At 31.6% G+C, this 24,279-nt stretch carries 24 protein-coding genes and 1 tRNA gene; 21 read left to right on the top strand and 4 right to left on the bottom strand.

What is annotated here, in order from left to right; translation table 11 throughout:
- Positions 1-147 precede the first annotated feature (147 nt).
- The 9 genes from DZ65_RS09670 (at position 148) to DZ65_RS0100915 (ending at position 9,990) form a co-directional block, all read left to right on the top strand.
- Positions 148-570 (top strand): HAD hydrolase-like protein, encoded by a 423-nt coding sequence (locus tag DZ65_RS09670; protein WP_051428150.1) that lies wholly within the window; start codon positions 148-150, stop codon positions 568-570.
- A complete protein-coding gene (pheA, locus tag DZ65_RS0100950; protein ID WP_024790503.1) occupies positions 558-1,622 on the top strand; it encodes a prephenate dehydratase in 1,065 nt (354 codons plus the stop codon). The genes DZ65_RS09670 and pheA overlap by 13 nt, the downstream gene beginning before the upstream one ends.
- Before the next feature lie 86 nt (positions 1,623-1,708).
- Complete coding sequence (hisC, locus tag DZ65_RS0100945) at positions 1,709-2,782, top strand: histidinol-phosphate transaminase (protein WP_024791110.1); 1,074 nt, start codon at positions 1,709-1,711, stop codon at positions 2,780-2,782.
- Positions 2,779-4,467: a flagellar basal-body MS-ring/collar protein FliF gene (gene fliF, locus DZ65_RS0100940; RefSeq protein WP_024791109.1), complete on the top strand. Its 1,689-nt coding sequence runs from the start codon at positions 2,779-2,781 to the stop codon at positions 4,465-4,467. Before hisC ends, fliF begins: the two co-directional genes overlap by 4 nt.
- Positions 4,468-5,493: a flagellar motor switch protein FliG gene (gene fliG, locus DZ65_RS0100935; RefSeq protein ID WP_024791108.1), complete on the top strand. Its 1,026-nt coding sequence runs from the start codon at positions 4,468-4,470 to the stop codon at positions 5,491-5,493. It abuts the gene before it with no gap.
- Positions 5,486-6,253, top strand: coding sequence for a flagellar assembly protein FliH (gene fliH / locus DZ65_RS0100930; protein ID WP_024791107.1), 768 nt, complete (start codon positions 5,486-5,488; stop codon positions 6,251-6,253). The genes fliG and fliH overlap by 8 nt, the downstream gene beginning before the upstream one ends.
- Positions 6,243-8,057: a 1-deoxy-D-xylulose-5-phosphate synthase gene (gene dxs / locus DZ65_RS0100925; protein WP_201767782.1), complete on the top strand. Its 1,815-nt coding sequence runs from the start codon at positions 6,243-6,245 to the stop codon at positions 8,055-8,057. Before fliH ends, dxs begins: the two co-directional genes overlap by 11 nt.
- Before the next feature lie 42 nt (positions 8,058-8,099).
- The gene (locus DZ65_RS0100920) at positions 8,100-8,384 is read left to right on the top strand and encodes a phasin family protein (protein WP_024786830.1); all 285 of its coding nucleotides are present in this window, start codon (positions 8,100-8,102) and stop codon (positions 8,382-8,384) included.
- Positions 8,371-9,990, top strand: coding sequence for an AarF/ABC1/UbiB kinase family protein (locus DZ65_RS0100915; protein ID WP_024791105.1), 1,620 nt, complete (start codon positions 8,371-8,373; stop codon positions 9,988-9,990). The genes DZ65_RS0100920 and DZ65_RS0100915 overlap by 14 nt, the downstream gene beginning before the upstream one ends.
- Before the next feature lie 25 nt (positions 9,991-10,015).
- On the opposite strand, the gene DZ65_RS0100910 is transcribed toward DZ65_RS0100915, so the two are convergent.
- Positions 10,016-10,101, bottom strand: a tRNA-Leu gene (locus DZ65_RS0100910).
- A gap of 38 nt (positions 10,102-10,139) precedes the next feature.
- The gene (locus DZ65_RS0100905; RefSeq protein WP_024789061.1) at positions 10,140-10,415 is read right to left on the bottom strand and encodes an HU family DNA-binding protein; all 276 of its coding nucleotides are present in this window, start codon (positions 10,413-10,415) and stop codon (positions 10,140-10,142) included.
- Between the two features lie 105 nt (positions 10,416-10,520).
- Here DZ65_RS0100905 and DZ65_RS0100900 point away from each other — a divergent pair, with 105 nt between their 5' ends.
- The 9 genes from DZ65_RS0100900 to DZ65_RS0100855 all read left to right on the top strand — a co-directional run bounded on the left by DZ65_RS0100900 (position 10,521) and on the right by DZ65_RS0100855 (position 18,969).
- Positions 10,521-10,967: a CoA-binding protein gene (locus tag DZ65_RS0100900; protein WP_024791104.1), complete on the top strand. Its 447-nt coding sequence runs from the start codon at positions 10,521-10,523 to the stop codon at positions 10,965-10,967.
- Positions 10,964-12,172, top strand: a complete 1,209-nt coding sequence (gene ilvA / locus DZ65_RS0100895) for a threonine ammonia-lyase (RefSeq protein ID WP_024791103.1) — start codon at positions 10,964-10,966, stop codon at positions 12,170-12,172. The genes DZ65_RS0100900 and ilvA overlap by 4 nt, the downstream gene beginning before the upstream one ends.
- Positions 12,173-12,181: 9 nt before the next feature.
- On the top strand, positions 12,182-13,603 hold the full coding sequence (gatB, locus tag DZ65_RS0100890) for an Asp-tRNA(Asn)/Glu-tRNA(Gln) amidotransferase subunit GatB (RefSeq protein WP_024791102.1): 1,422 nt from the start codon (positions 12,182-12,184) through the stop codon (positions 13,601-13,603).
- Complete coding sequence (locus DZ65_RS0100885; protein WP_024790498.1) at positions 13,600-15,195, top strand: NAD-binding protein; 1,596 nt, start codon at positions 13,600-13,602, stop codon at positions 15,193-15,195. The genes gatB and DZ65_RS0100885 overlap by 4 nt, the downstream gene beginning before the upstream one ends.
- Positions 15,192-15,884, top strand: a complete 693-nt coding sequence (locus tag DZ65_RS0100880) for a TrkA family potassium uptake protein (RefSeq protein WP_024790497.1) — start codon at positions 15,192-15,194, stop codon at positions 15,882-15,884. Before DZ65_RS0100885 ends, DZ65_RS0100880 begins: the two co-directional genes overlap by 4 nt.
- Positions 15,881-16,765 carry an NAD(P)H-dependent glycerol-3-phosphate dehydrogenase gene (locus DZ65_RS0100875; protein ID WP_024790496.1) on the top strand — a complete coding sequence of 295 codons (885 nt, stop codon included), beginning with the start codon at positions 15,881-15,883 and terminating at the stop codon, positions 16,763-16,765. Before DZ65_RS0100880 ends, DZ65_RS0100875 begins: the two co-directional genes overlap by 4 nt.
- A gap of 152 nt (positions 16,766-16,917) precedes the next feature.
- Complete coding sequence (locus DZ65_RS0100865; RefSeq protein ID WP_024786821.1) at positions 16,918-17,637, top strand: TlyA family RNA methyltransferase; 720 nt, start codon at positions 16,918-16,920, stop codon at positions 17,635-17,637.
- On the top strand, positions 17,630-18,688 hold the full coding sequence (gene ispG, locus DZ65_RS0100860; RefSeq protein WP_035907671.1) for a flavodoxin-dependent (E)-4-hydroxy-3-methylbut-2-enyl-diphosphate synthase: 1,059 nt from the start codon (positions 17,630-17,632) through the stop codon (positions 18,686-18,688). Before DZ65_RS0100865 ends, ispG begins: the two co-directional genes overlap by 8 nt.
- Positions 18,685-18,969, top strand: a complete 285-nt coding sequence (locus DZ65_RS0100855; RefSeq protein WP_024786819.1) for a hypothetical protein — start codon at positions 18,685-18,687, stop codon at positions 18,967-18,969. The genes ispG and DZ65_RS0100855 overlap by 4 nt, the downstream gene beginning before the upstream one ends.
- Here the strand turns inward: DZ65_RS0100855 and DZ65_RS0100850 are convergent.
- Positions 18,959-19,210 (bottom strand): hypothetical protein, encoded by a 252-nt coding sequence (locus DZ65_RS0100850; RefSeq protein WP_024786818.1) that lies wholly within the window; start codon positions 19,208-19,210, stop codon positions 18,959-18,961. The two genes, DZ65_RS0100855 and DZ65_RS0100850, sit on opposite strands and share 11 nt — an antisense overlap.
- Positions 19,211-19,248: 38 nt before the next feature.
- On the opposite strand from DZ65_RS0100850, the gene DZ65_RS0100845 reads away from it, so the two are divergent.
- Genes DZ65_RS0100845 through DZ65_RS0100835 form a run of 3 tightly spaced genes read left to right on the top strand, consistent with a single transcriptional unit; the run spans position 19,249 to position 23,745 of the window.
- On the top strand, positions 19,249-20,649 hold the full coding sequence (locus DZ65_RS0100845) for a replicative DNA helicase (protein WP_024786817.1): 1,401 nt from the start codon (positions 19,249-19,251) through the stop codon (positions 20,647-20,649).
- A complete protein-coding gene (locus DZ65_RS0100840) occupies positions 20,630-21,799 on the top strand; it encodes a ComEC/Rec2 family competence protein (RefSeq protein ID WP_024790495.1) in 1,170 nt (389 codons plus the stop codon). Before DZ65_RS0100845 ends, DZ65_RS0100840 begins: the two co-directional genes overlap by 20 nt.
- Before the next feature lie 14 nt (positions 21,800-21,813).
- Positions 21,814-23,745: an IGHMBP2 family helicase gene (locus DZ65_RS0100835; RefSeq protein WP_051428149.1), complete on the top strand. Its 1,932-nt coding sequence runs from the start codon at positions 21,814-21,816 to the stop codon at positions 23,743-23,745.
- Here DZ65_RS0100835 and tpx read toward each other — a convergent pair.
- Positions 23,738-24,253, bottom strand: a complete 516-nt coding sequence (gene tpx / locus DZ65_RS0100830; RefSeq protein ID WP_024786813.1) for a thiol peroxidase — start codon at positions 24,251-24,253, stop codon at positions 23,738-23,740. The genes DZ65_RS0100835 and tpx overlap by 8 nt on opposite strands.
- Positions 24,254-24,279 lie beyond the last annotated feature (26 nt).

Here is a 24,279-nt window from a genome sequence, read left to right as displayed (position 1 = left end):
TAAGTGGTGAGCCTGCCCGGCCGCTTGCAAAGCGGCGGGGTTGTGAGTTTATAAGCGGCAGTATTGCTCCTTTTGGTAACAGTGAATTTGTTAAAATAATGAAAAAAAAATTTTAAAATTGATTTTGATAATCCTGATAATGTAATTTTGGGAATAAAAGTCTATTCTTCAGATGAAATTACAGATATTATTGAATATTTGATAAGAGGGGCCAATTTAATAGGAATGCATAAAACTTCACTTTACCGTAAAAACAATAAGCGTTATCCGGGACTCGGGGCAATTTTGGAAATGCTGAAATATGCCACAAACAAAAATTATGAGGTTGTTGGAAAACCAAGTTTAAATTTTTTTGAAGCTGCAAGAATTAAAATTTCTTTAAATTATGATAAAATTACCATAATTAGTGATGATTTGATAGGGGATTTGCTGCCGGCCGGTAAACTTGGTATGAAAACGGCTTTGGTTTTAAGCAGTAAAATTAAAAAGTCAGATGAAATAAATCAAAAAGTGGATTTTATAGCCGAAAATATTGGAGAATTTTTAAAAAGGAAAGAATTTTGGACTTAAAAAAATTAAGAGAAGAAATAGATAAAATTGATGATAACGTTTTAAAACTTCTTAATAAAAGAATGGAAATTGTCAAAAAAGTGGGAGAGATTAAAAATTCTTCCAATACCCCAGTATACAGGCCGGAAAGAGAAAAGGAAATAATAGAAAGATTAAACAGATTAAGCCAAGCACAAAACGGAATATTAAAAAAAGAACATATAGAGGCGATATTTTTGGAAATTTTTGCAATAAGCAGAACGCTTGAAAGAAGTGAAAGAATTGCTTTTTTAGGCCCTGTCGGCACATATACACATCAGGCGGCGGAACATAAATTCGGGGCGAACGCCAAATACCTGCCTTTGCTTAATATAGAAGCCGTATTTAAAGCCGTTCACAATAAAGAGGCTAAATACGGGGTTGTGCCTATCGAAAACAATACAGAAGGTGTTGTGGGTATAACTCTTGATTCACTTAAAAAATATAATGTAAAAATAGTTTCAGAGGTTTGTCTTGACATTCATCACTCTTTTGCTTCTGTTCAGGACGAACTTGCAAATATAAAAAGAGTGTATTCACATCCGCAGGGTTATAATCAGTGTCTTAATTTTCTTGAAACGCACGGACTTTTGGATGTTGAATTTATTCCAACCGAGTCAACGGCAAAAGCTGCTGAACTTGCAAGCAAAGATGAAAAAAGTGCTGCTATATGTTCAAAAATAGCGGCTAAACTTTATAATGTTCCTTTACTTTTTGAAAAAATAGAAGACAATCTGGCGAACAGAACAAGATTCATAATAATAAGCGATTTTAAAACTCAAAAAAGTGGAAATGACAAAACAAGTGTAATTGCAAAAACTTCCCATAAAACAGGGGCTTTGTTTAATTTGCTTAAAAAATTTAAAGATAAGAACATAAACCTTTTAAAAATAGAAAGCAGACCTAATAAAGACGATACATTTAATACATGGTTTTATATAGATTTTGAAGGGCATATAGAAGACGAAGCTGTTAAAAAATTAATAGAAGAGGAAAATATGCTTTGGCTTGGCAGTTATCTTAAGGAATGCTAAAATAGTGAGTGGTGAGCCTGTCCGCCGCTTGCAAAGCGGCGGGGTGGTGAGTTGTGAATAGGAAATATTGATAATAAAGGAAGAAAATGTTTGAAAATTTAAATAATTTAAAAACATATGAAGCTGGAAAGCCTATAGAATTGGTGGTGAGGGAATACGGTATAAAGCCTTCGGAAATAATAAAACTTGCAAGTAATGAAAATCCGTACGGTCCTCCCCCTATGGCGATAGAAGCTGTAAAAAAGACAGCTAAAAATATGCACAGATATCCTGATGACAGTTATTATGAATTAAAAGACGCTTTATCTGAAAGATTTGATATAAAAAATGAAAATATAATTATAGGGGCAGGAAGCGATCAAATCTTGGAATTTGCAATTCATGCGATACTGCCAAAAAAAGTTTTAATGGCGGGAATTACTTTTGCGATGTATGAAATTTATTCAAAACAGTTCGGGGCTGAAATATTAAAAACAAAATCAGATAAACATAATTTAGAAGAGTTTTATGAAATCTATAAACAACAAAATCCGGAAATTATATTTCTATGTATTCCTAATAATCCTTTGGGGGAATGTATAGATGCCAAAGATGTTTTTAGTTTTATAGAAAAAATAGATGATGATACTTTAATAATAATAGACGGGGCATATCAGGAATATGCCTCTTTCAAAGATAAAAACAAAGAAATAAAACCAAAAGAAATTTTAAAATATAAAAATGTACTATACACCGGAACTTTTTCAAAAGCCTACGGACTTGGCGGTATGAGGGTTGGATACGGAATTGCCAATGAATTTATTATAAAAAATCTTCATAAATTAAGACCCCCTTTTAATATTACCACGCTTTCGCTTAAAGCTGCCATAGAAGCTTTGAAAGATAAAGAATTTGTGAAAATGGGAATTGAGCTTAATTTTGAAGAAATGAAAAGATATGAAATTTTTGCAAAAGAAAATAATTTGAATTTTATTGAAAGTTATACAAATTTTATTGTTTTATTTTTAAAAAATTCTACATCAGTTGCAAATAATCTGCTAAAAAAAGGTATAATTGTAAGAGATATGGCCAGTTACGGCTTTGATGCAATAAGAATTACGATAGGTAAAAAAGAAGAAAATGAAAAAGTTTTAAATTTATTAAAAGGTTTGGTTAATTGAATTTTGAAGAATTATTTAAACAAATAATTGCTTTTAGCAAAAATTTAAATAGAAAACAGAAAATTGTTATCGGTATAACAATAGGCGCTTTTGTTTTATTGATTTCTTTTTTGGTTGTTTATAATTCTTCGACTTCTTTAAAAAAAGATAATTACAGTATTCTTTTTGAAAATTTAAAACCAAAAGACGCTGCTTTAATTGCCCAATATTTAGATAAGAAAAAAATTTCATATGTTATTCCAAGCGACGGTATTATAGAAGTTCCGAAAGACAAAGTGGAAAAACTAAGAATTGAAATTGCAGCTCAGGGCCTCCCGAAAGCGAGCAATGTAGGTTTTGAACTGTTTAATAAAAACAGTTTTGGGGCAACTGCTTTTGAAGAAAAAATTAAATACTTAAGAGCTCTTGAAGGAGAGCTTGCCAACACTGTTGAAGCAATAGATGCGGTGGAAGAAGCAAAAGTAAATATTGCACTTCCAAAAGAAAGTGTTTTTGTTTCCAAACAGACTCCTCCGAGTGCATCTGTAATGATTAAATTAAAGCCGAATATGATATTAACCCCTAAGCAGATTAAAGGTATTAAATATTTAGTTGCCGCCGCAGTTCCTAAACTTAAACCGGAAAATGTAAAAATTATAGACCAGTACGGGAATTTACTTGGTGAAAATGATGAATTAAGCTCTAATAATGAGCTTTTAAAAACGGAAATGTTATATAAAAAAAGACTTGAAAAAGAACTTGAAGATAAAATAACTTCCATTCTTGCCCCAATTGTGGGAGGAGATGATAAAATTGTGGCAAAAGTCAATCTGGATATTGATTTTTCCAAAGTAAAATCGCATTCGACCATTTATTCCCCGGACAATGTTGTAAGAAGCGAACAGACTGTAGATGAAGAAAAAATAGGATACGGAGAAAAAAAAGTAGGGGGAGTTCCCGGGGCAGTAAGTAATATCGGGCCGGTTCAGGGAAGTAAATCCAATCAGATCAAAAATAAATATACAAAAAGCGAAGACACAACCAATTATGAAATATCAACCACTATAAAAGATACAATAGCACCTCTTGCAAAGATAAAAAGGGTTACCGCAGCCGTAGTAGTGGACGGAAATTATAAAAAAGACAAAAACGGCAAAATTGTGTTTGTACCGTTGGATAAACTGGAACTAGCAAATATTAAAAATCTTGTTAAAAACACTATAGGTTTTGATCCAAAAAGAGGAGACAGTGTAAGCGTCAGCTGTTTTCAGTTTAATCATCTGAGTTCTCAAAAAAAATCATCAGTGGAAAATATAATGGACAATGTGCAAGTATATTTGGGACCCGTTGAAAATATAATAAAATATTTGATTTTGTTAATTATATTGTTTATTTTTTACAAAAAAGTAATTTCTCCTTTTTCCCAAAAAATGTTAGAAGTCAAATCGGGAGAAGAAGAAATTAAAAAACCTAAAAAAACACTTGAAATTGAGGAAGAGGAAGAAGAGAATACATATGATAAAATAAAAGAACTCAAAGAAAAAGTTGAAACACAGCTTGGAGTGTCTTCAAGTGTTGATGAAGAAGAATTAAAATATGATGTTTTGCTTGAAAGAATAACTAAAATGGTGGAGGATAAAACGCAAGATATAGCTAAAGTACTTGAAAATTTATTAAAAGAGGAAGAACATCAAAAAGGAATATAAATGGCTTTAACACCCCAGCAGCAGGCGATTTTAGATGAATTATCAATGCCAGAAAAAATAGCTATTTTATTGATTCAACTGGGCGAAGATTTAACAGCGCAGATTTTTTCTTATATGGATGTTGATTCAATTACTGAAATTAGTAAATATATAGCAACAGCGAAAGCTATTGATAAAGCAGTCGCCGCCGCTGTTTTAGAAGAATTTTATGTAATCTTTCAATCCAATCAATACATTGCAAGCGGAGGAATGGAATATGCAAAAGAAATTCTTTATAAAGCATTAGGCCCTGAAGAAGCCAAAAAAGTTTTGGATAAGCTTTCCAAATCCCTTCAAAGTGAGCAGACATTTGGTTTTTTACAAAAAGTAAAACCGCAGCAGCTTGCAGATTTTATTGTAAATGAACATCCTCAGACGATTGCTTTGATTTTGGCTCATATGGATCCAACCAGTGCGGCTGAAACTCTAAGTTATTTCCCTGATGAATTAAGAGCAGAGGTATTAATCAGAATGAGTAATTTAGGTGATATTTCTCCTCAGATAATTAAAAAAGTAAGTGCTATTCTTGAAACAAAACTTGAATCGCTTACAGGATACAAAGTGGAAATCGGAGGTGTAAGGTTTGTTGCTGAAATATTCAACAGGCTCGGTCAGAAAGCGGCTAAAGATACATTAAAATATATTGAACAGATTAATTCTGATCTGGCTGAAAAGATAAAAGAAAAAATGTTTACATTTGAAGATATACTTAAACTTGACAATATCGCTATAAGAGAAATTTTAAAAGAGGCAGATAAAAATACATTGATGATTGCCCTAAAAGGTGCACCTGAAGAGCTTAAGCAAAAATTTTTGTCCAATATGTCTCAACGTGCTTCCCAGGCTTTCGAAGAAGAAATGCAGTTTTTGGGACCAGTCAAGGTAAAAGATGTTGAAGCTGCACAGAGAAAGATAGTTGAGATTGTACAAAAACTTGCTGAAGAAGGTAAAATAGCAGTGGGTGCCGAGGAGGAGGTAATTGAGTAAAATAATTTCTAATGAAAATTCTAATAAACATATTGTCAAACCTTATAAATTTAAAGAATTAAATAATAATGAATCTGAAAAAACAACAATTGAAAAAAAAGATGAGCAAATTGAAAAAGAAGAAAATAATATGCAAAAAAATACGGAATCAAGCAATGAATTGATAGAAAGACTGCTTGCTAAAATTGAAGAGATGAGCAATAATATTGTAAATATTGAAAACAGTTTTCAAAATCAGTTAAATGAATGTAAAAAACAGGCGGATATTGAAAAACAAAAATCTTTTGAAGAAGGGTACAAAAAAGGAATCCGGGAGGGTAAAAAAGAGATTGAAGATACTTTTAGCGAAAAAATGAAATTATTGGAAACCTCAATCGAAAAAATAGACAAAATAAATGAAACGTTTGAAGAGAAAATAGTGTCTATTGAAAAAGAGCTTATTTCTGTAGCACTCGATATTGCAAAAGAGGTAATCCAAAAAGAAATCAGTGAAAATTCCAAAGAAATAGCATATAACTTGGCCAAATCTTTAATGGATGAGGTAAAAGATGCTACAAAAATAAAAATAAAAGTTAATCCAAAAGATGTCGAATTTCTAAAAAACAAAGATTTAAAAAATGTTGAAATTATTGAAGACCCCGCTATAAAAGAAGGCGGGGTTGTTATAATAAGCGATATAGGAAATATTGACGCAGAAATAATTAACAGGTTTAAAGCTATAAAAGAGTCGATTTTAGAGGAGAGAAACAATGAAAATTGATGTTAAAAAAATGAGTGTAGAAGAATTGAATGAATTAGCCAAGAAAATAAGAGAGAGGATACTTGATGTTGTTTCAAGAAAAGGGGGTCATTTAAGCTCCACACTTGGGGCTGTAGATTTAATTATAGGAATGCATTATGTTTTTGACGTTGAAAAAGACCCTTTTATTTTTGATGTTTCACATCAGGCATATGCACATAAACTCTTAACCGGCAGATGGGAAGAATTTGAGAGTTTAAGGCAGTTTGGGGGAATAAGCGGGTATACAAAACCAAGAGAAAGCAGATATGATTATTTCAGTGCCGGGCATTCGTCTACATCTATTTCAGTGGCACTTGGAGCTGCAAAAGCCATAAAATTAAAAAAAGAAGAAAGAATTCCTATAGTATTAATTGGCGACGGTGCTATGGGTGCTGGAATGGTGTATGAAGCAATGAATGAACTTGGCGATTTGAAACTTCCTGTTGTTATTATTTTAAATGACAATGAAATGAGCATAGGAAGACCTATAGGGGCAGTAAGTAAATATTTGACAAGATTGAAAGCAAAAAAACATTATCAGAATTTTAAAGACAAATTTAAAAAAATACTCAATTTTATGCCCGAAGATATAAAATTTACCGCTAAAAAAATGGAAGAGTTTTTCAGTGTTAACGGTATCTTTTTTGAAGAAATGGGGCTTGAATATATCGGCCCTATTGACGGGCACAATATTGAAGAAATAATAGAAACGTTAAAAATAGCAAAAGAGCTTAAAAAACCTGTTGTTGTCCATGCCAAAACGGTAAAAGGCAAGGGTTATAAACAGGCTGAAGGCTATTATGAACACTGGCACGGCGTATCTCCTTTTGATATAGCAACCGGTGAGCCTCTTAAAAAAAGCTCTCTTAACGCTACCAAGGTTTTTGCCGATGCTTTGCTTGAAATAGCCAAAAATGATGAAAAAGTGGTCGGTGTTACCGCCGCAATGCCGAGTGGAACAGGAATGAAAGAGTTAATGAAAGAATTTCCCGAAAGGTTTTGGGATGTGGGAATTGCAGAGCAGCATGCGGTAACTTCAATGGCTCCTATGGCAAAAGAAGGTTTTATTCCTTTTGTTGCAATTTATTCAACATTCTTACAAAGAGGATATGATCAGGTGATTCATGATGTTTGTCTTGATAATTATCCGGTTAGGTTCGCAATAGACAGGGCGGGAATTGTAGGAGCCGATGGGGAAACACATCAGGGTGTTTTTGATGTGGGGTATTTAAGAATAATTCCAAACATGACCCTTTTTGCACCAAGGGATTTTAATACATTAAGAAAGGCTGTGGAATTTGCCTATAAATTTAACAGCTCTCCTTGTGCGTTTAGATATCCGAGGGGGGCGTTTGAACTTGAAGATAAGATATTTGAACCAAAAGATTTTGAACTTGGAAAAGGCGAAATTCTAATAGACAGTGAAAATATTATGTTAATTGCTTACGGAAACGGTGTGGGGAAAGCTTATAGGGTTTATAAACTGTTAAAAGAAAAAGGAATAGATAGCGGAATAGTTGATTTAAGATTTGTAAAACCGTTTGATAAAGAGCTTTTAAGAAGTTTAGAAGCTAAAAAGTGGTATATAATCAGTGATAATGCAAAAGAAGGCGGAATTGCCGAAATGCTAAGCGAATTTTCAAATGAACAAAATTTGGATGTTGAAGTTGAAAGTTTTGAATATCCGGATATTTTTATTCCTCATGGGAATGTTAAAGAAGTTGAGAAATTTTTAGGTGTGGATGAAAATACTATTGTTAATGAAATTTTAAAAAAAATGTAGTATAATAAAAATGTAGTATAATAAATAAAAAAGGAGGGATGTATGAATATTCAGGATTTAGTTAAAATTGGCATAGGAAGTGTTTTTTTGGCAAAAGAGAAAATGGAAGAATTAATTGAAGAAGCTAAAAAGAGGGGAGAACTTAGCGAAAAAGAAGCCAGTGAACTTATAAATGAGATGAAAAAAGAATCCGAGCAAAAAATGGAAGAAATAAAAAGATTGATAAAAGAAGAAGTAAAAAAAGAATTATCCGAAATCGGAGTTGCAACAAAAGAAGATATTAAAAGAATTGAAGAAAAACTTGATAATTTGAATGTTAAAAAATAGTATTTATGAATTAAAAAGAACAAAAGATATAATTTTTGTTCTTGCAAAGTATGGATTTGGAGATATAATAGAGAGTTTAGGTGTTCCTGTACCTTTCAAAAAAAACAAGTCGAAATTATCCAGAAATGAAAGAATCAGAAAAGCAATAGAAGAGCTGGGCCCTACTTTTATAAAAATGGCCCAACTTCTTTCTTTGCGCCCGGATTTAATACCCATAGATTTAGCCAAAGAGTTTGAAAAACTTCAGGATAATGTCTCTTCTATGCCTTTTGAAAAAATAAAAAGTGTTATTGAGGAGGCATTAAATAAAAAAATAGAAGATTATTTTATAGGAGATTTTACTTTATTAGCCAGTGCATCAATTGGTCAGGTTTATAAAGCTGCTTTAAGAACAGGTGAAATTGTAGCTGTAAAAGTATTAAAACCTGGTATTGAGGATAAAATTTTATTAGATATTGCCATTTTGCAGAGACTGGCTGAAATTATAAGAAGCCGGCTTTTAATTTATGGAATAGACAGTGTCAGAATAGTGGAAGAATTTGCAAAATCTATAAAAAAAGAACTTGATTTTAATTTAGAATCTCTTAATATGAAAAGATTTAGCGCTAATTTTAAGGGCAATAATGATATAAAGATTCCAAAGCTCTATTTTTCTTCAAAAAAACTACTCGTTATGGAATATATTGATGGAATTAAAATTTCAGATATAAAAAAATTAAAAGAATCCGGTTATGATTTAAAAGAAATTACAAAAAAAGGTTTTGATTTAATATGTGAGCAGATTTTTTTACACAGATTTTTTCATGCCGACCCGCATCCGGGAAATTTAATGGTGTATAAGAATAAAATTGTATTTTTAGATTTTGGAATTATGGGAAGGCTGAGCGTTGAGGACAGGAAATATTTTATAGAACTTATTTACTATGTAATAAAAAATGAGGAAGAAAAAGCGGCTGAATATGTTTTAAAACTCTCTAAAGTTCCAAAAGAAATTGATGTCTCATCTTTTAAAAAAGAGGCGGCTGACATAATATCCACATATTTTTATTCTTCTTTGAAAAATATAGAATTAAAATCTTTAATGGAAGATTTGCTTAGAATTATGAACAGATATAAAATTTTTTTAAAAGAAGACAATTATTTACTTTTAAAATCTTTGGTGACGATGGAGGGGGTAGGTAAAAAATTATATCCTGAATTTAATGCCGCCGAGGAAATTAAGCCGTTTGTAATAAAAACATACAAAAAAATTTTTTCTGTTTTTAGTATTTTTAAAAAATCACATGAATTAAATCTTTCTATAATGGAATTTTTCCAAAAAACCCCTTCCAATATAAATGAAATAATAGATAAAGTTAAAAACGGCGAATTAAAAATAGAATTTGAACATGTCGGTTTAGATGAAATAGAAGAGAGTATGAAGAATTCTTTCAACAGACTCTCTTTAGCAGTTATTATAGCTTCTATTTTAATAGGCTCTTCAATGCTTTTATCTTTTTATGTTCCGCCTATGATTGGACATATTTCTATTTTAGGGCTTGGAGGATTTGTTTTTGCATTTGTTTTGGGGGTATTGCTGATTCTTGCCATTATAAAACAAAAATAATTTTGAAAAGTATAAATTATTAAAATGGTACCGGCGGTGGGACTCGAACCCACATGAGCAGAGCTCATCGGATTTTGAGTCCGACGCGTCTACCAGTTCCGCCACGCCGGCTTGGAGTGAAATTATATCAAAAAAAAGAAAAAAAAGAATTATTTGTTTAATAATTCTTTTAGTTTTTTCCCTACTTTGAATTTTACAGATTTAGTTTCAGGAATTTTGATTTCTTTTCCTGTTCCCGGCACCCTTGCTGTTCTTGGAGCTCTTGTGACACTTTCAAAGCTTCCAAATCCTATAAAACTAACTTTTTTTCCAGCTTTTAACGCTTCTTCAATTGTTTGAATAGTTGCATCTATTACTGCGTTAGTATCTTTTTTGCTTAAACCTGTTTTTTCAGCAACAGCTGCGATAAGTTCTGATTTTTTCATTTTTCCTCCTTAAATTAGTCTACAAAAAAATTTTACTCTTTTTTTTTATTAAAAATCAAGTGTTTAGGGCTTTTTTTGATATAATTTTGTAAAAAAAGGTAAAAAATGCTCTCTTGTGAGTTACCTACGGCAAAAAATGCCGATAAATCTATTTGCAGTGTATTAAAAAATTCAAAGATTATTGTTGTGGTCGGTCTTTCTCCAAAGCCTCACAGGGCTTCAAATCAGGTGGCAAAATATATGCAGGAAAACGGATATAAGATTATCCCTGTTTATCCCAGAGAAGATGAAATATTGGGAGAAAAAGTTTATAAAAGTTTGGAAGAGATAGATTTTGAGATTGATATTGTCGATATTTTCAGAAAAAGTGAAGACACCCCGCCGATAGTGGAAAAAGCCATCAAGCTTCCCGGGGTAAAATGTGTTTTTTTACAAGAAGGCATAAAAAATGAAAATTCAAAAAAAATAGCTGAGAATTCGGGAATTTTTTATGTGGAAGATAAATGTATTATGGTTGAACACAAAAGATGTAAAAATGAAGGATTATTATGATTGAACTCGGTAAAATAAAAGAAGCCCAAAAGAGGGTGAATAAGGTAATTTACAAAACGCCTTTTGCCTATGCCCCCACTCTTTCACAAAAAGTGGGAAACGAAATATATTTAAAAAAAGAAAACCTGCAAATTACAGGTGCGTTTAAGTTAAGAGGCGCATTTAATAAAATTGCCGCACTTGGGGATGAAAAGAGAAAAAAAGGAGTAATTGCCGCCAGTGCCGGGAATCATGCACAAGGGGTAGCGTATTCGGCGAGTTATTTTAATGTTCCTTCAGTTATAGTAATGCCTGAAGCCACTCCTCTTACAAAAGTAAGCGGTGTTAAAGAATACGGCGGTGAGGTTGTTTTAGCCGGAAACAATTATGATGAAGCATATGAATATGCTGTAAATTTGGCAAAAGAAAGAGAATTTGAATTTATTCACCCGTTTGCAGATTTTGATGTAATGGCGGGTCAGGGGACAATAGCCCTTGAAATGCTTGAAGAAATTCCGGATTTGGATTATATATTGGTTCCTATAGGAGGAGGAGGGTTAATCAGCGGTATAGCCTCTGCGGCAAAACAGATTAATCCTAAAATAAAAGTAATAGGCGTTACAGCGGCGGGTGCGCCTGCTATGAGACTCAGTTTTCTCAGCGGTTCTGTTCAGGACAGTGCTTTTGTAAAAACCATTGCAGACGGCATAGCCGTCAGAGACACTTCCCCTGTAACCTATAATATAATAAAAGAAGTAGTTGATGATATTGTGGAAGTGGATGATGAAGAAATAGCCAATGCAATTCTGTTTTTGATGGAAAGACAAAAAGTAGTTGTGGAAGGTGGGGGGGCAGTCGGTGTGGCTGCATTGTTACATCATAAAATAAATTTTAGTGCTCCAAAAAAAGTCGGAGTTGTAATAAGCGGCGGAAATATTGATGTAACAATGGTTAACTTAATTATAGAAAAAGGTCTTTTAAAATCACACAGAAAAATGAAATTGATAGTTACTTTAATAGATAAACCGGGTTCACTTATGAAACTGACTGAAATTTTAACCGAGCAAAAAGCAAATATTGTTCAAATAGGATATGACAGAACAGATCTTAATTTGGCAATTGGTGATGCAAATGTGACAATAGCACTTGAAACAAGAGGATTTGAACATCAGGAAGCTATTAAAAGGGCGCTTCACAAAAATAAATATAAATTTGTAATTCAATAAGGAGAATTAATGAAATATGAAGTAGTAATAGGATTGGAAGTTCACGTGCAGTTGAATACAAAAACCAAAATTTTCTGCAGTTGTGCAACAAGTTTCGGAGATGAACCTAATATAAATACTTGCCCCGTATGTCTCGGACTTCCGGGGGCTTTGCCTGTAATGAATAAAGAAGCCGTTAAAAAGGCTGTAATGTTTGGTAAAGCCGTTAATGCGACCATTAATAAAAAAAGTATTTTTGCAAGAAAAAATTATTTTTACCCTGATTTGCCAAAAGGATACCAAATAAGCCAGTTTGAAATTCCCATTGTTGAACACGGAGAGCTTTATATCGATGTGGACGGAAAAACCAAAAGAATAGGAATAACAAGGGCTCACCTGGAAGAAGATGCAGGTAAAAACATCCATGAAGGCGAATATTCTAAAGTAGATTTAAACAGATGCTCCACCCCTCTTTTAGAAATTGTAAGCGAACCGGATATGAGAAGCAGCGATGAAGCCATTGCATATCTTAAAAAACTCCATTCTGTTGTTAAATATTTAGGAATCAGCGATGCCAATATGCAAGAGGGAAGTTTCAGGTGTGATGCAAATGTATCAGTTAGACCTTTTAGGCAAAAAGAATTCGGCACAAGGGTTGAACTTAAAAATATAAACTCTTTCAGATTTATAAAGCAGGCGATTGAATATGAAATTGATAGGCAAATAGAAGCTTATGAATATAATGAATATGAAAAAGAAGTTGTTCAGGAAACCAGGCTTTTTGATTCTAAAACTGGTAAAACAAGAAGTATGAGAGGAAAAGAGGAAAGTGCGGATTACAGATATTTTCCAGACCCTGATTTACTTCCGCTTGAAGTGCCTGATGAGTTTTTTGATATTGAAATTCCAGAACTTCCGGATGAAAAGAAAGAGCGTTATATTAAAGAATTTAACTTAAAAGAATATGATGCGGGAGTACTTACAAGTGAGCCTGAACTTGCCAAATTTTTTGAAGAAATGGTTCAAAGGGGGGTTGAACCAAATGCTGCAAACAGATGGCTTGCAATTGAACTTTTGGGAAGACTTAATAAATTAAATATATCAATTGAAAATTCTCCTGTGCCTGCCGAAAAACTTTCACTTATTGCCATTAGGGAAAAAGAAGCTGTTATCAGTGGGGCAGGGGGTAAAAAAGTGCTTGATTTGTTAATGGAAGAAGATTTGGAAGTTGACGAGGCAATTGAAAAATTGGGACTTAAACAGGTAAGTGACGAAGGCGCTATTGAAAAAATAGTGGATGATGTTTTGGGCGCCAATGAAGATAAAGTTGCTGAATATAAAGGCGGAAAAGAAAAATTATTCGGCTTTTTTGTGGGACAGGTTATGAAAGCAAGTCGCGGTAAAGCAAATCCTCAGGTTGTAAATAAATTACTAAAAAGTAAGCTTTCTTGAAGAAAGAATCTAAGATAGTAAAAGCATTAGTTGCTTTTGCTTTTTATTTAGATGGCAGTGAAAAATATATAAAATTTAAAAGAAAAATTGACAGGCTTCTTAATGACACTTCTTATATAGGTAACAGAATATTTGATATTTTTATGCTAATTATGGTAAGTTTAAGCGTTGCCATACTCCTTTATGATATAAAACACAATGTAAATCCGTTTTTTGAAAAATTTGATTTTTATGTAATTACCACTATTTTTGTAATTGAATATATTTTTAGGGTCTGGGTTTATAATGATATTCATAAAATAATTTTGGAAGAATATGAGGAATCTAATTTCTTAGGCAGAAATTTTCATTTAAAAAATGTGTTAATAAAAATTATTAAAACAAAACTTGAATATATGAGCACACCTTTTGCAATTATAGATTTACTTGCCATTTTACCTGCTTTCAGAACCCTTAGAATCCTTAGAATTTTTGTAATATTCAGACTTATTAAAATATTAAGATATACAAAAAACGTCAATATATTTTTAGATGTTTTAAGAAGTAAAAAATTTGAATTGTTAATTGTATTATTGGCTGTTGTTTTTATTGTCTTTATCGGAGGCTCGGTTATCTATGTGTTTGAAGCTCATACAAATCCTGAAATAAAAAATCTGTTTGATTCATATTATTGGGCTTTAATTACTATATCTACCGTTGGTTACGGGGACATAACGCCGGTAACAAATGAAGGTAAAACTCTTACAATGCTATTAATTATTACTGGAGTCGGTATTATTTCATTTACCACTTCTATTATTGCAAGTGCATTTACCGAGAAATTACATGAATTAAAAAGTGAAAAAGTTTTCAGGGAGATTGAGCATTTTAATGAAATTTATTTAATCTGCGGTTTTTCGGATGAAGCAGAAATTTTAGGAGAAAAATTAATAAAAGAAAAAAAAGATTTTTTAATCGTCGATACTGATGAAAGCAGGGTTGAAAAAGCTGCATTAAAAGGATATGAGGCAGTTAAAGGAGATATTACCCAAAAAATTTTTTTGAAAAATCTCCATTTTAAAAAAATTACCAAAATTTTTGTATTGACAAACTCGGATGTTACAAACACATTTATAACCCTGACTTTAAGGGCATATTCAAAAGGGGCAAAAATTATTGCCCTTGCCAATGATGAAAAAAATATTTCCAAATTGGAAAAAGTCGGGGCTGATTATGTTGTTGTCCCTACCAAGGCCACTGCACTTCTTGCAAGTGTTTATATAGGGAGCCCCATTACATTTGCCGTAATTGATGCAATTTTAAGTGAAAAGAAAAATGCAATTATTGATGAAATAAAGGTTATAGAAAATTCAATACTTGATGGAAAACTGATAGGAGAGATTGATTTTGACAAATATAAAATATTGCTTTTCGGCGTTTTAAAAGACAAAGAATCCCAAATGCTTGAAAAAACTTTTTCTTTAACTAAAGGCCATTTTTATTTTAACCCGCCTTTTGATTTAAGACTTGAAGCCGGAGACATTATTGTTGTAATGGGATACAGTGTAAGTATAAATTATTTTAGATATCATATAGAAAAGAGTAGTTTATGAAAATAGCTATTTTCGGATTTGACAAATACGGGGAAAAAATCGCAGCCACATTAAAAAAATCCAATGTTATAATTGTTGTTTTTGATGAAAATGAAGAACAAAAAGCAAAAGAAAAATTTTTTGACGTAATTAAACTTAACGAAATCAATGATGAAGAGTTGCAAAAGATAGAAAATATAGAATATGCAATTTGTACATTAAAAGATGAGGAAAAAAATCTGTTTTTGGTGTTGTCTCTTAGAGAATTGTTTCCTGAATTAAAAATTGTTGTTAAAATAAGCAATAAAGAAAACGAATATAAATATAAATTGGCCGGTGCAAATAAATTATTGAACCCTTTTGATATTATAGCAAACAGAATAATGACTATTTTGAAAAAACCTTTAACATTAAAAGTTATAGAAGAAATTATTTTTAAAGATAATAAGCTCTCTTTTGCAGAAATTGAAATTCCGGAAAATTCTTTTTTGGAAGGTAAAGCAATAAAGGATGTGTATAAAGAGATAACAAGCATATATAATTTACTGATTATTGGAATAGTGGATAAAGAAATAAGTGAAAATGTTATATTTATAGTTAGAGGTATAAATCATATTTTAAACAAAGGTGATATTTTGGTGGCTGTGGGTGATACAGATGAAATAGATAGGTTTAAAAGAGATTTGGAAATATTTAAAGGGAGACAATGATAGGAATAATAGGAGCGGGAAGCTGGGGAAGCGCTTTGTATCATGCCATAAAACAAAAATATAAAGATGCTGTAATTACTTCGAGAAGAAAAAGAAATATAGAAAACTTTGTAAATATTGAAAAAGTTTTAGAAAATGAATATATAATTATTGTTATTGCAGCGCAGGCTATAAAAGATTTTTTAAAAAAATATGATTTGAGGGGTAAAAAAATTTTAGTTGCAAGTAAGGGAATAGATAAAGATGAGCTTAAATTTTTGAATGAAATTTTCGAACAATATATTGAAACTGAAAATTTAGCGTTTATATCAGGCCCCTCATTTGCAAAAGAGGTAAAGGAAAACAAACCTACCGCCCTTGTTATTGCTTCTAAAAATTTAAATTTGGCAAATGAATTTAAAAAATTTTTTCCGGATTTTTTAAAAATTTATATTGATGATGATGTTGAAGGCGTTGAGGTTGCAGGTGCATATAAAAATGTAATAGCAATTGCCGCAGGAATCTGCGAAGGGCTCAATCTCGGAAACAATGCAAAAGCCGCATTAATCAGCAGGGGTCTTGTTGAAATGGACAGATTTGGGGAGTTTTTCGGGGCCAGAAAAGACACCTTTTTAGGCGTTGCGGGGGCTGGGGATCTGTTTTTGAGTGCAAATTCCACAATGAGCAGAAACTACAGGGTAGGGCTTAATCTTGCTAAAAATAAACTGCTTAAAGATATTTTGGATGAACTCGGAGAAGTAGCCGAAGGAGTTTACACTACCGAAGCCATTTATAAATTAGCCCAAAAACATAATATTTACACACCTATTGCGAATGAAGTTTATAAAATAATTTATACCGGTAAAAAACCGGTGGAATCTTTAAAAGATTTGCTTATTTAGCTTTTTTTGCTGCATCTAATGCAATATAAAGCATAGCCCCTGTTGCCACTACACATAATACTAAAGCCATAAATCCGCTGAATCCCATAACGTCTCCTTTTTTTGTTTTAAAAATTATAACAAATTTAATATAATTATCAAAAAGGTTTTATGTGAGAGCAGATAAATTTTTGGTTTTAAAAGGATTTGTAACCTCACGAAACAAAGCAAGGGAGTTAATCAAAAACAATAAAATCAAAATAAATGGTAAAACAGTAAATAAAACTTCTTTTGAAGTAGATGAAAAGGATAAAATTGAAATTTTGGAAGAAAAGATTTATGTAAGCAGGGCAGCCCGGAAGCTTAAAAATTATTTGGAAAAATATAATATAACGTTTGACGGAAAAACAGTTTTGGATATAGGGGCAAGTACCGGGGGGTTTAGTGAGGTAAGTTTGGAAAAAGGTGCCCGAAAAATTGTAGCGGTTGATGTCGGGAGCAATCAGCTTGATAAAAAATTAAAACAAAATCCTAAAATTATTTGTTATGAAAAAACAGATTTCAGAAATTTTGAATATCCGGAAAAATTTGATTATATTGTAAGCGATGTAAGTTTTATTTCTTTAAATAAACTTATTGATAAAATAGATAAATATGCCAAAAAAGATATTATTTTGTTATTTAAGCCCCAATTTGAAGTTGGAATAGGAATAAAAAGAGATAAAAAAGGTGTTGTTTTGGATACAATTGCAATAGAAAAAGCAAGAAGAAAATTTGAAATCAATTGTAAGAATACAGGGTGGAAATTATTAAGAAGTGAAGAGAGTTCCGTTAGGGGAAAAGAAGGAAATATTGAATATATTTACCATTTTATAAAGGAAAATAATGATTAAAAGATATCCCACAAGAAAAATAAAAATAAGAGATGTTGAAATAGGAGGAGGTGCCCCGATTAGCGTTCAGTCAATGACTTATTCAAAAACAAAAGATATAAACTCAACACTTGAGCAGATAAACAGGCTCTATTTTGCAGGGGCCGATTTGGTAAGGGTTGCAGTGCTTGATGAAGAAGATGCAAAAGCCCTTAAAACTATTGTGGAAAAATCACCGCTTCCGGTTATTGCCGATATACATTTTAATTATAAATTAGGTCTTATAGCCTCAGAATATGTGGATGCTCTCAGGATTAATCCTGGAAATATAGGGGGAAAGACAAAAATAAAAGAAATTGTAAAAGCGTGTAAGCAAAGGAATCTGCCCATAAGAATAGGGGTAAATTCCGGCTCTTTGGAAGAACATCTGGAAAAAAAATACGGACAGAGTCCTAAAGCAATGGTTGAAAGTGCGCTTTGGCATATTAAATTTTTGGAAGATTTGGATTTTTTTGATATAAAAGTTTCACTTAAAGCAAGCGATGTTATAAGAACGGTCGAGGCTTATCGAATGTTAAGACCTTTAGTGGATTATCCTTTTCATTTGGGAGTGACGGAAGCAGGGACTAAATTCCATGCTACTATTAAAAGCGCTGCGGCATTTGGAGCACTTTTACTTGAAGGAATAGGGGATACATTAAGGGTTTCCATTACGGGTGAACTTGAAGAAGAGATTAGGGTGGGCCGTGCAATTTTACAGGATTTGGGACTTATTAAAGGAGTTAATATAGTTTCATGTCCTACGTGCGGAAGAATAGAAGTTGACCTGCCTCCTATTGTCGAAGAGGTTGAAAAAGCAACGAAAAATATAAAAGTGCCTCTTAATCTCTCTGTTATGGGCTGTGTTGTAAACGCTCTCGGTGAGGCAAAAGAAGCTGATTTGGCAATAGCCTGCGGAAAAGGATACGGTCTTATACTTAAAAAAGGTGAAATAATAGGGAAATATAAAGAAAAAGAACTGCTTCCTAAATTTTTGGAGGAGATAAATAAATATGTAAAGGAATGCAAATGAATACACCCGCTTTAATTTATGCAGTCGCTTTAACTATTGTTTCTTTGGCGGTTATTTTTATGATTATGGTAATTAAACCAAATAAGGTAACTAAAGAAAAGCTTGAAAAAATATTGAAAAAAGAAATAATTGAAAAACTAAAAAATGCTGAAAATGAAAAAGAAATGAAAGAAATTATAAGAAGTTTGGACAATAAAACAAAAATGAAATTAAAAACGCTTTTTGAATCTCAGGATGTAAGAGATGTTATAAACGGTGTAAAAGAACATTTTAAGGTTTAAATTTTTTTCTAAGCTCCGGATCCATTAATACATCGGCAATTTCAATATGTAAATCTGCTTTTTGGGGATTTGTAATTTTGTATTTTTCTTCGTTTTCAGATAAAATAATACCAATTTCGACAGGATTGTTTGTTGTTTTTAACTGATGAACCAAATCTGTATCGTGGGTTTGTATATAAATATCTTTTAACTGGATTGAACCCGGTGTGTCTTTGAAAGGATATGTGATTTTTACAACCATTTATAACCTTTTTTATAATTATAACATAAGGAGTAAAATTGGATTTATATAATTTGGATATTGAGAGGGGAATATTGAGTGCTGTTATTTTTGACGGAAAAGTATATGAAGATGTGGCGGCTATTTTAAGCCCTAAAGATTTTTACCTTCCTTTTCATCAATATCTTTTCGAAGCTATGGAAGAGTTGTATCATAAAGATATGCCTATTGATGAAATTTTTTTAAGGGATGTTTTAAATAAAAAAAACAAATTTGATGAAGAGCTTTTTTTAGAAATTTTGGGAACCGCCCCGATAGAAGCGGTAGAAATTTATGCAAAAGAGATAAAAGATTTATCGGTAAAAAGAGAGCTTATACATCTTTCAACAGAAATTAAAAAAACAGTTTTGCAAGAAGACAAAAGGGCTGTTGAAGAGGTTGAAGAGATTCAAAGTAAACTTTTCAGCATCGCAACATCCAATCTTTCCGGGGATTTTAAAGATTCAAACAAAATAATAAACGAAACTTTGGATTATATTAAAAAACAGGTATCAAAGCAAAATAAAATTGTAACAGGGCTTGATACCGGATTTGTTGAACTTAACAGAAAAACAAGCGGATTCGGAGAAGGCGATTTGATAATAATTGCCGCAAGGCCTTCTATGGGTAAAACGGCTTTTGCACTGAACCTGGCATTTAATGTATTAAGGCAGGATAGGGGGGTGGCAATTTTTTCTCTTGAAATGCCGGCGGAGCAGCTGATGCTTAGAATGATAAGTTCGGCAAGCGATATTCCCCTTCAGGATTTAAGAAGGGGGAATTTAAATGATGAAGAATGGTCCAAACTTACCGAGGTAAGTGATTATTTAAGCGAAAAACCTCTTTTTGTGGATGACGAGGGAAGTGTCAATATTCATACAATAAGGGCAAAACTCAGAAAATTAAAAGCTCAAAACAGAGATATTTCCCTTGCAATTGTAGATTATCTTCAGTTGATAAATTCAGATATTAAAGAAAGGCATTTGGCTATTGCGGAAATTAGCAGAAGTCTTAAACTTTTAGCGCGCGAACTTCAAATACCCATAATTGCCCTTTCCCAGCTAAACAGGGCACTTGAAAGCAGGCCTAACAAAAGACCGATGCTGAGTGATCTTAGAGAATCAGGCGCAATAGAACAGGACGCAGATATTATAATGTTTATTTATCGTGATGACGTATATAAAGCATTGGAAGCCAGACAGAAACAAAAAGAAGCAATTCAAAAAGGAAAAGCTGCGGAAGTGACATATAATGAAAAGGAAATAGAAGATGCGGAAATAATCATCGGAAAACAGAGAAACGGACCGACTGGCACCGTTGAAATGCTGTTTCATAAAAAATACACCAAATTTAGCGATAAATTAAGTAAGGTTAAAGAAGTTGAGCATACAGAAGCTCATATTGACATTCCTGCTATTTAGTTTTTTATTGTGTTTAAGAGGGGCTTTTTCTTATATTTTATATAAAAATTTTATTTCAAAAAAAGTGGTTAAAATAGACGGGTTTGTCGCAAATCAGTATAAAAAGAAAAATTACTATGTATTGAAGATAAAATCAAAAAATTTAACTTTTTATACAATAAACAGGGATGATTTAAAAAATCTTTTGAATGAAGATGTCTCTGTTAAAATTTTTACCAAACATATCTCTTTTAAAAATTATCTTTTCGGATTTTTTGCCCCAAGTTTTGATTTGAAATTAAAAGAACCTTCAAAAATTGAAAAATATGTTGAAAATCAGCATAAAAATATAAAAATAACAAATTTATACAAAGCTTTGTATTTTGGCAAATCTATTGATTTTAGCACAAGAAAAGACCTTTCGACTCTTGGAATAAGTCATCTTTTTGCCCTTAGCGGATTGCATCTGGGGTTTTTAAGCGCAATTTTGTTTTTTATGTTAAATCCTGTTTATAAATTTTTTCAAAGCCGTTTTTTTCCGTATAGAAACAGATATTTTGATTTGGGTATTTTTATTTTAACAACAGAATTTTTATATCTTTATTTTACTAATTTTCCTTCATCGCTTGTCAGGGCTTTTGTTATGGAAACGGTTATTTTTATAAGTCTTATTTATCTGGAAAAAGAGCCTTTGAGTGTTTTAATATGGACATTTTTAATAAGTGTTTTAATATTTTTTGAAAAAGTTTTCAGTATCGGATATTTTTTAAGCTTTATGGGTGTATATTATATATTTTTATTTTTTAAATATTTTAAACCGACTTTTGTCAATTCTTTGATTTTGAGCTTTTATATGTATTTGGTTATGTTTATATTGGGGCATTATTTTTTTTATAATTTCAATTTTTATTCATTTTTTTCACCTGTTGTAAACATATTGTTTTCTGTTTTTTATCCTGTAAGTATATTTTTGCATTTAACAGGGTTTGGCGGATTGTTTGATAAAGTTTTACAGTGGTATCTTAATATGGGAGAGAAAAATTATTATGTTAATGTAGATTTTTGGATACTTTTATTTTTTTTATCTTTAAGTTTTTTTGCTTATTACAGAAAGTGGGCTTTTTATGGTATAAATTTATTTGCATTGATAGTTATTTTAATAAAAATTTAAAAAGGTTATATTAAATGAAAATAATGTATAAATTTGAAAATATTGAAGAGTATAAAAAATATTTTAGTGAGTTAATTGAAAAAGAAAGAAAAGCAGAAAAAGAATTTTATTTAAATGAAATAAAAAAACTAACGCCACAAGAGAGACAAAAAAAAGGCAGGGCACTGCTCGGGCTTAAAATGAAATATATAGGAGAGTTTTTAGATTTTAAAATATACATGTTCAACAGAAATAATATGCCCGAACACCAAATTAAAGTAGGGGATATTGTATTAGTGAGCAGGGGGGAGCCTTTAAAATTTTCCAAAGAAGCAACCGTTAGCAGTGTTGGCAAAAATTTTATAGAAGTTTATTCAAAAGAAGCAATATTCAGAAGTAAATTATACAGACTTGATTTGTATGTTAATGATATTACATTTAAAAGAATGATAAAAGCGTTAGATGAAATGAAAAATGGAAAATGTAAAATGAAAAATTGTATTGATGTATTAATAGGTAAAAAAGCCCCAAAAATTATTGAAGTTGATGAAAGAAGCGATATTTTAAATGAAAGTCAAAATGCAGCTCTTAGAAAGTGTATTAACTCAGATGTTTTTTTAATTCATGGTCCTCCGGGAACAGGAAAAACTACCACTTTGGCTGAAGTTATAAAAAAGCACATAGGAAAAAGAATTTTAGTTACGGCAGACAGTAACGTGGCGGTTGATAATGTTATGGAAAAAATGGGTGAATTTAATATTGTAAGAATCGGTCATCCTGCAAAAATTGATTCCAAACTTATGAAATTTTCTCTGGATGTAAGAATAAGAAGGGATAAAAGATATAAAGAAATTGAAAAAATTAATAAAAAAATAGATGATTTAAAACATATGCAGGAAAAAAGATGCAAAAAACCGACTCCCGGCAGAAGAAGAGGGATGAGCGATGAGGAGATTTTACAATTAGCAAAAGAAGGAAAAGCAAAAAGAGGTATTAAGGCCGAGTGGATAAAAGAGATGGCCGAATGGCTTAAACTGCAAAAAAATATCAGTAAGTTATATGACGAAAAAAATAAAAAAATAGAAATTATTATGAATGATATTTTAAATAATGCTGATATTATTTTTGCAACCAATTCAGGTACCGGCGGTGAATTTTTGGAAACAAAAGAATTTGATGTTGTTTTTATAGACGAAGCAGCCCAGGCAATGGAGCCATCAACGCTTATTCCTTTAATAAAAGCAAAGCAGGCTGTTTTTGCGGGTGACCATAAACAGTTGCCTCCAACAATTTTAAGTAATGATAAAAGGCTTATGGTTTCACTTTTTGAGAGACTTACATATTTGTATAAAGATATTTATTATACCCTGGGTATTCAATACAGAATGAATGAAAAAATAAATAATTTTTCAAGCTCGGAGTTTTATGAATGCAGGGTAAAAACATATGAAAAAATTAAAAATATAACTATAAAAGATTTAAAAATTAAAGAAAATGAAATGTATGGGGGATATGCGCCGATTGTTTTTATAGATACATTGGGTAAATTTATAGAAAAATCAAAAAGCGGAAGTTTTTCAAAATATAATCCACTTGAAGCCGAGTATGTAAAAAAAATAGTTGAAAAATTAATAAAAAACGGGGCTAAAGAAGAATATATCGGAGTAATTACCCCTTATAAAGACCATGAAGAATATATAAAAAAAATAATGAAAAACTCAGTTGAAGTGAAATCTGTGGACGGTTTTCAGGGCAGGGAAAAAGAAATAATTATTTTAAGTCTTGTTAGGGCAAATGAAAATGAAGAAATCGGGTTTTTAAAGGATATAAGAAGACTGAATGTATCAATAACACGGGCTAAAAGAAAACTTGTTATAATAGGTGATGCTAAAACATTAAGAATAAATAAAACTTATAAAAATTTGATTGAATATATAAAAAAAGAAGGGATTTATAAAACTATTTAGCGGCTTCTTTTAGTGCATTTAGAGCTGCTTCATAGTTTGGTTCTTCAGTGATTTCAGGAACTAATTCTTTATAAGTTACTTTTCCTTCTTTGTTTACTACAAATATTGCTCTAGCACTAAGACCTCTAAGTGGACCTTCAGCAATTAAAGTTCCATAATTTACACTAAAACATTTTTCTCTGTAATCACTTAATACTTGAAGATTTTCAATTCCTTCAGTTGAACAAAATCTTTTTGCAGCAAAAGGTAAATCCATACTTACTACACATACTACCGCTCCATCAACTGCAGCAGCTTGTTCATTGAATTTTCTAGTTTCAGTTGCGCAAACAGGTGTATCAAGACTTGGTACAGCAATAATTAACTGAGCTTTTCCCTGAGCTCCACCAATTGTTATTTCTTCAAGTGCGTTATTTGGCAGGGTTACAACAGGAGCTTTATCTCCAACATTTACTTGATTCCCATAAAGTGCTACATCATTTCCTTTTAATTTTGTTGTTACAGGCATATTGTCTCCTTTTTTTATTGGAGTAT

Source organism: Lebetimonas sp. JS032 (assembly GCF_000523315.1).
GTDB lineage: Bacteria > Campylobacterota > Campylobacteria > Campylobacterales > Nautiliaceae > Lebetimonas.
The sequence above is the reverse complement of the archived record's forward strand: the minus strand, read 5'-3'. Positions and strand labels throughout refer to the sequence as shown.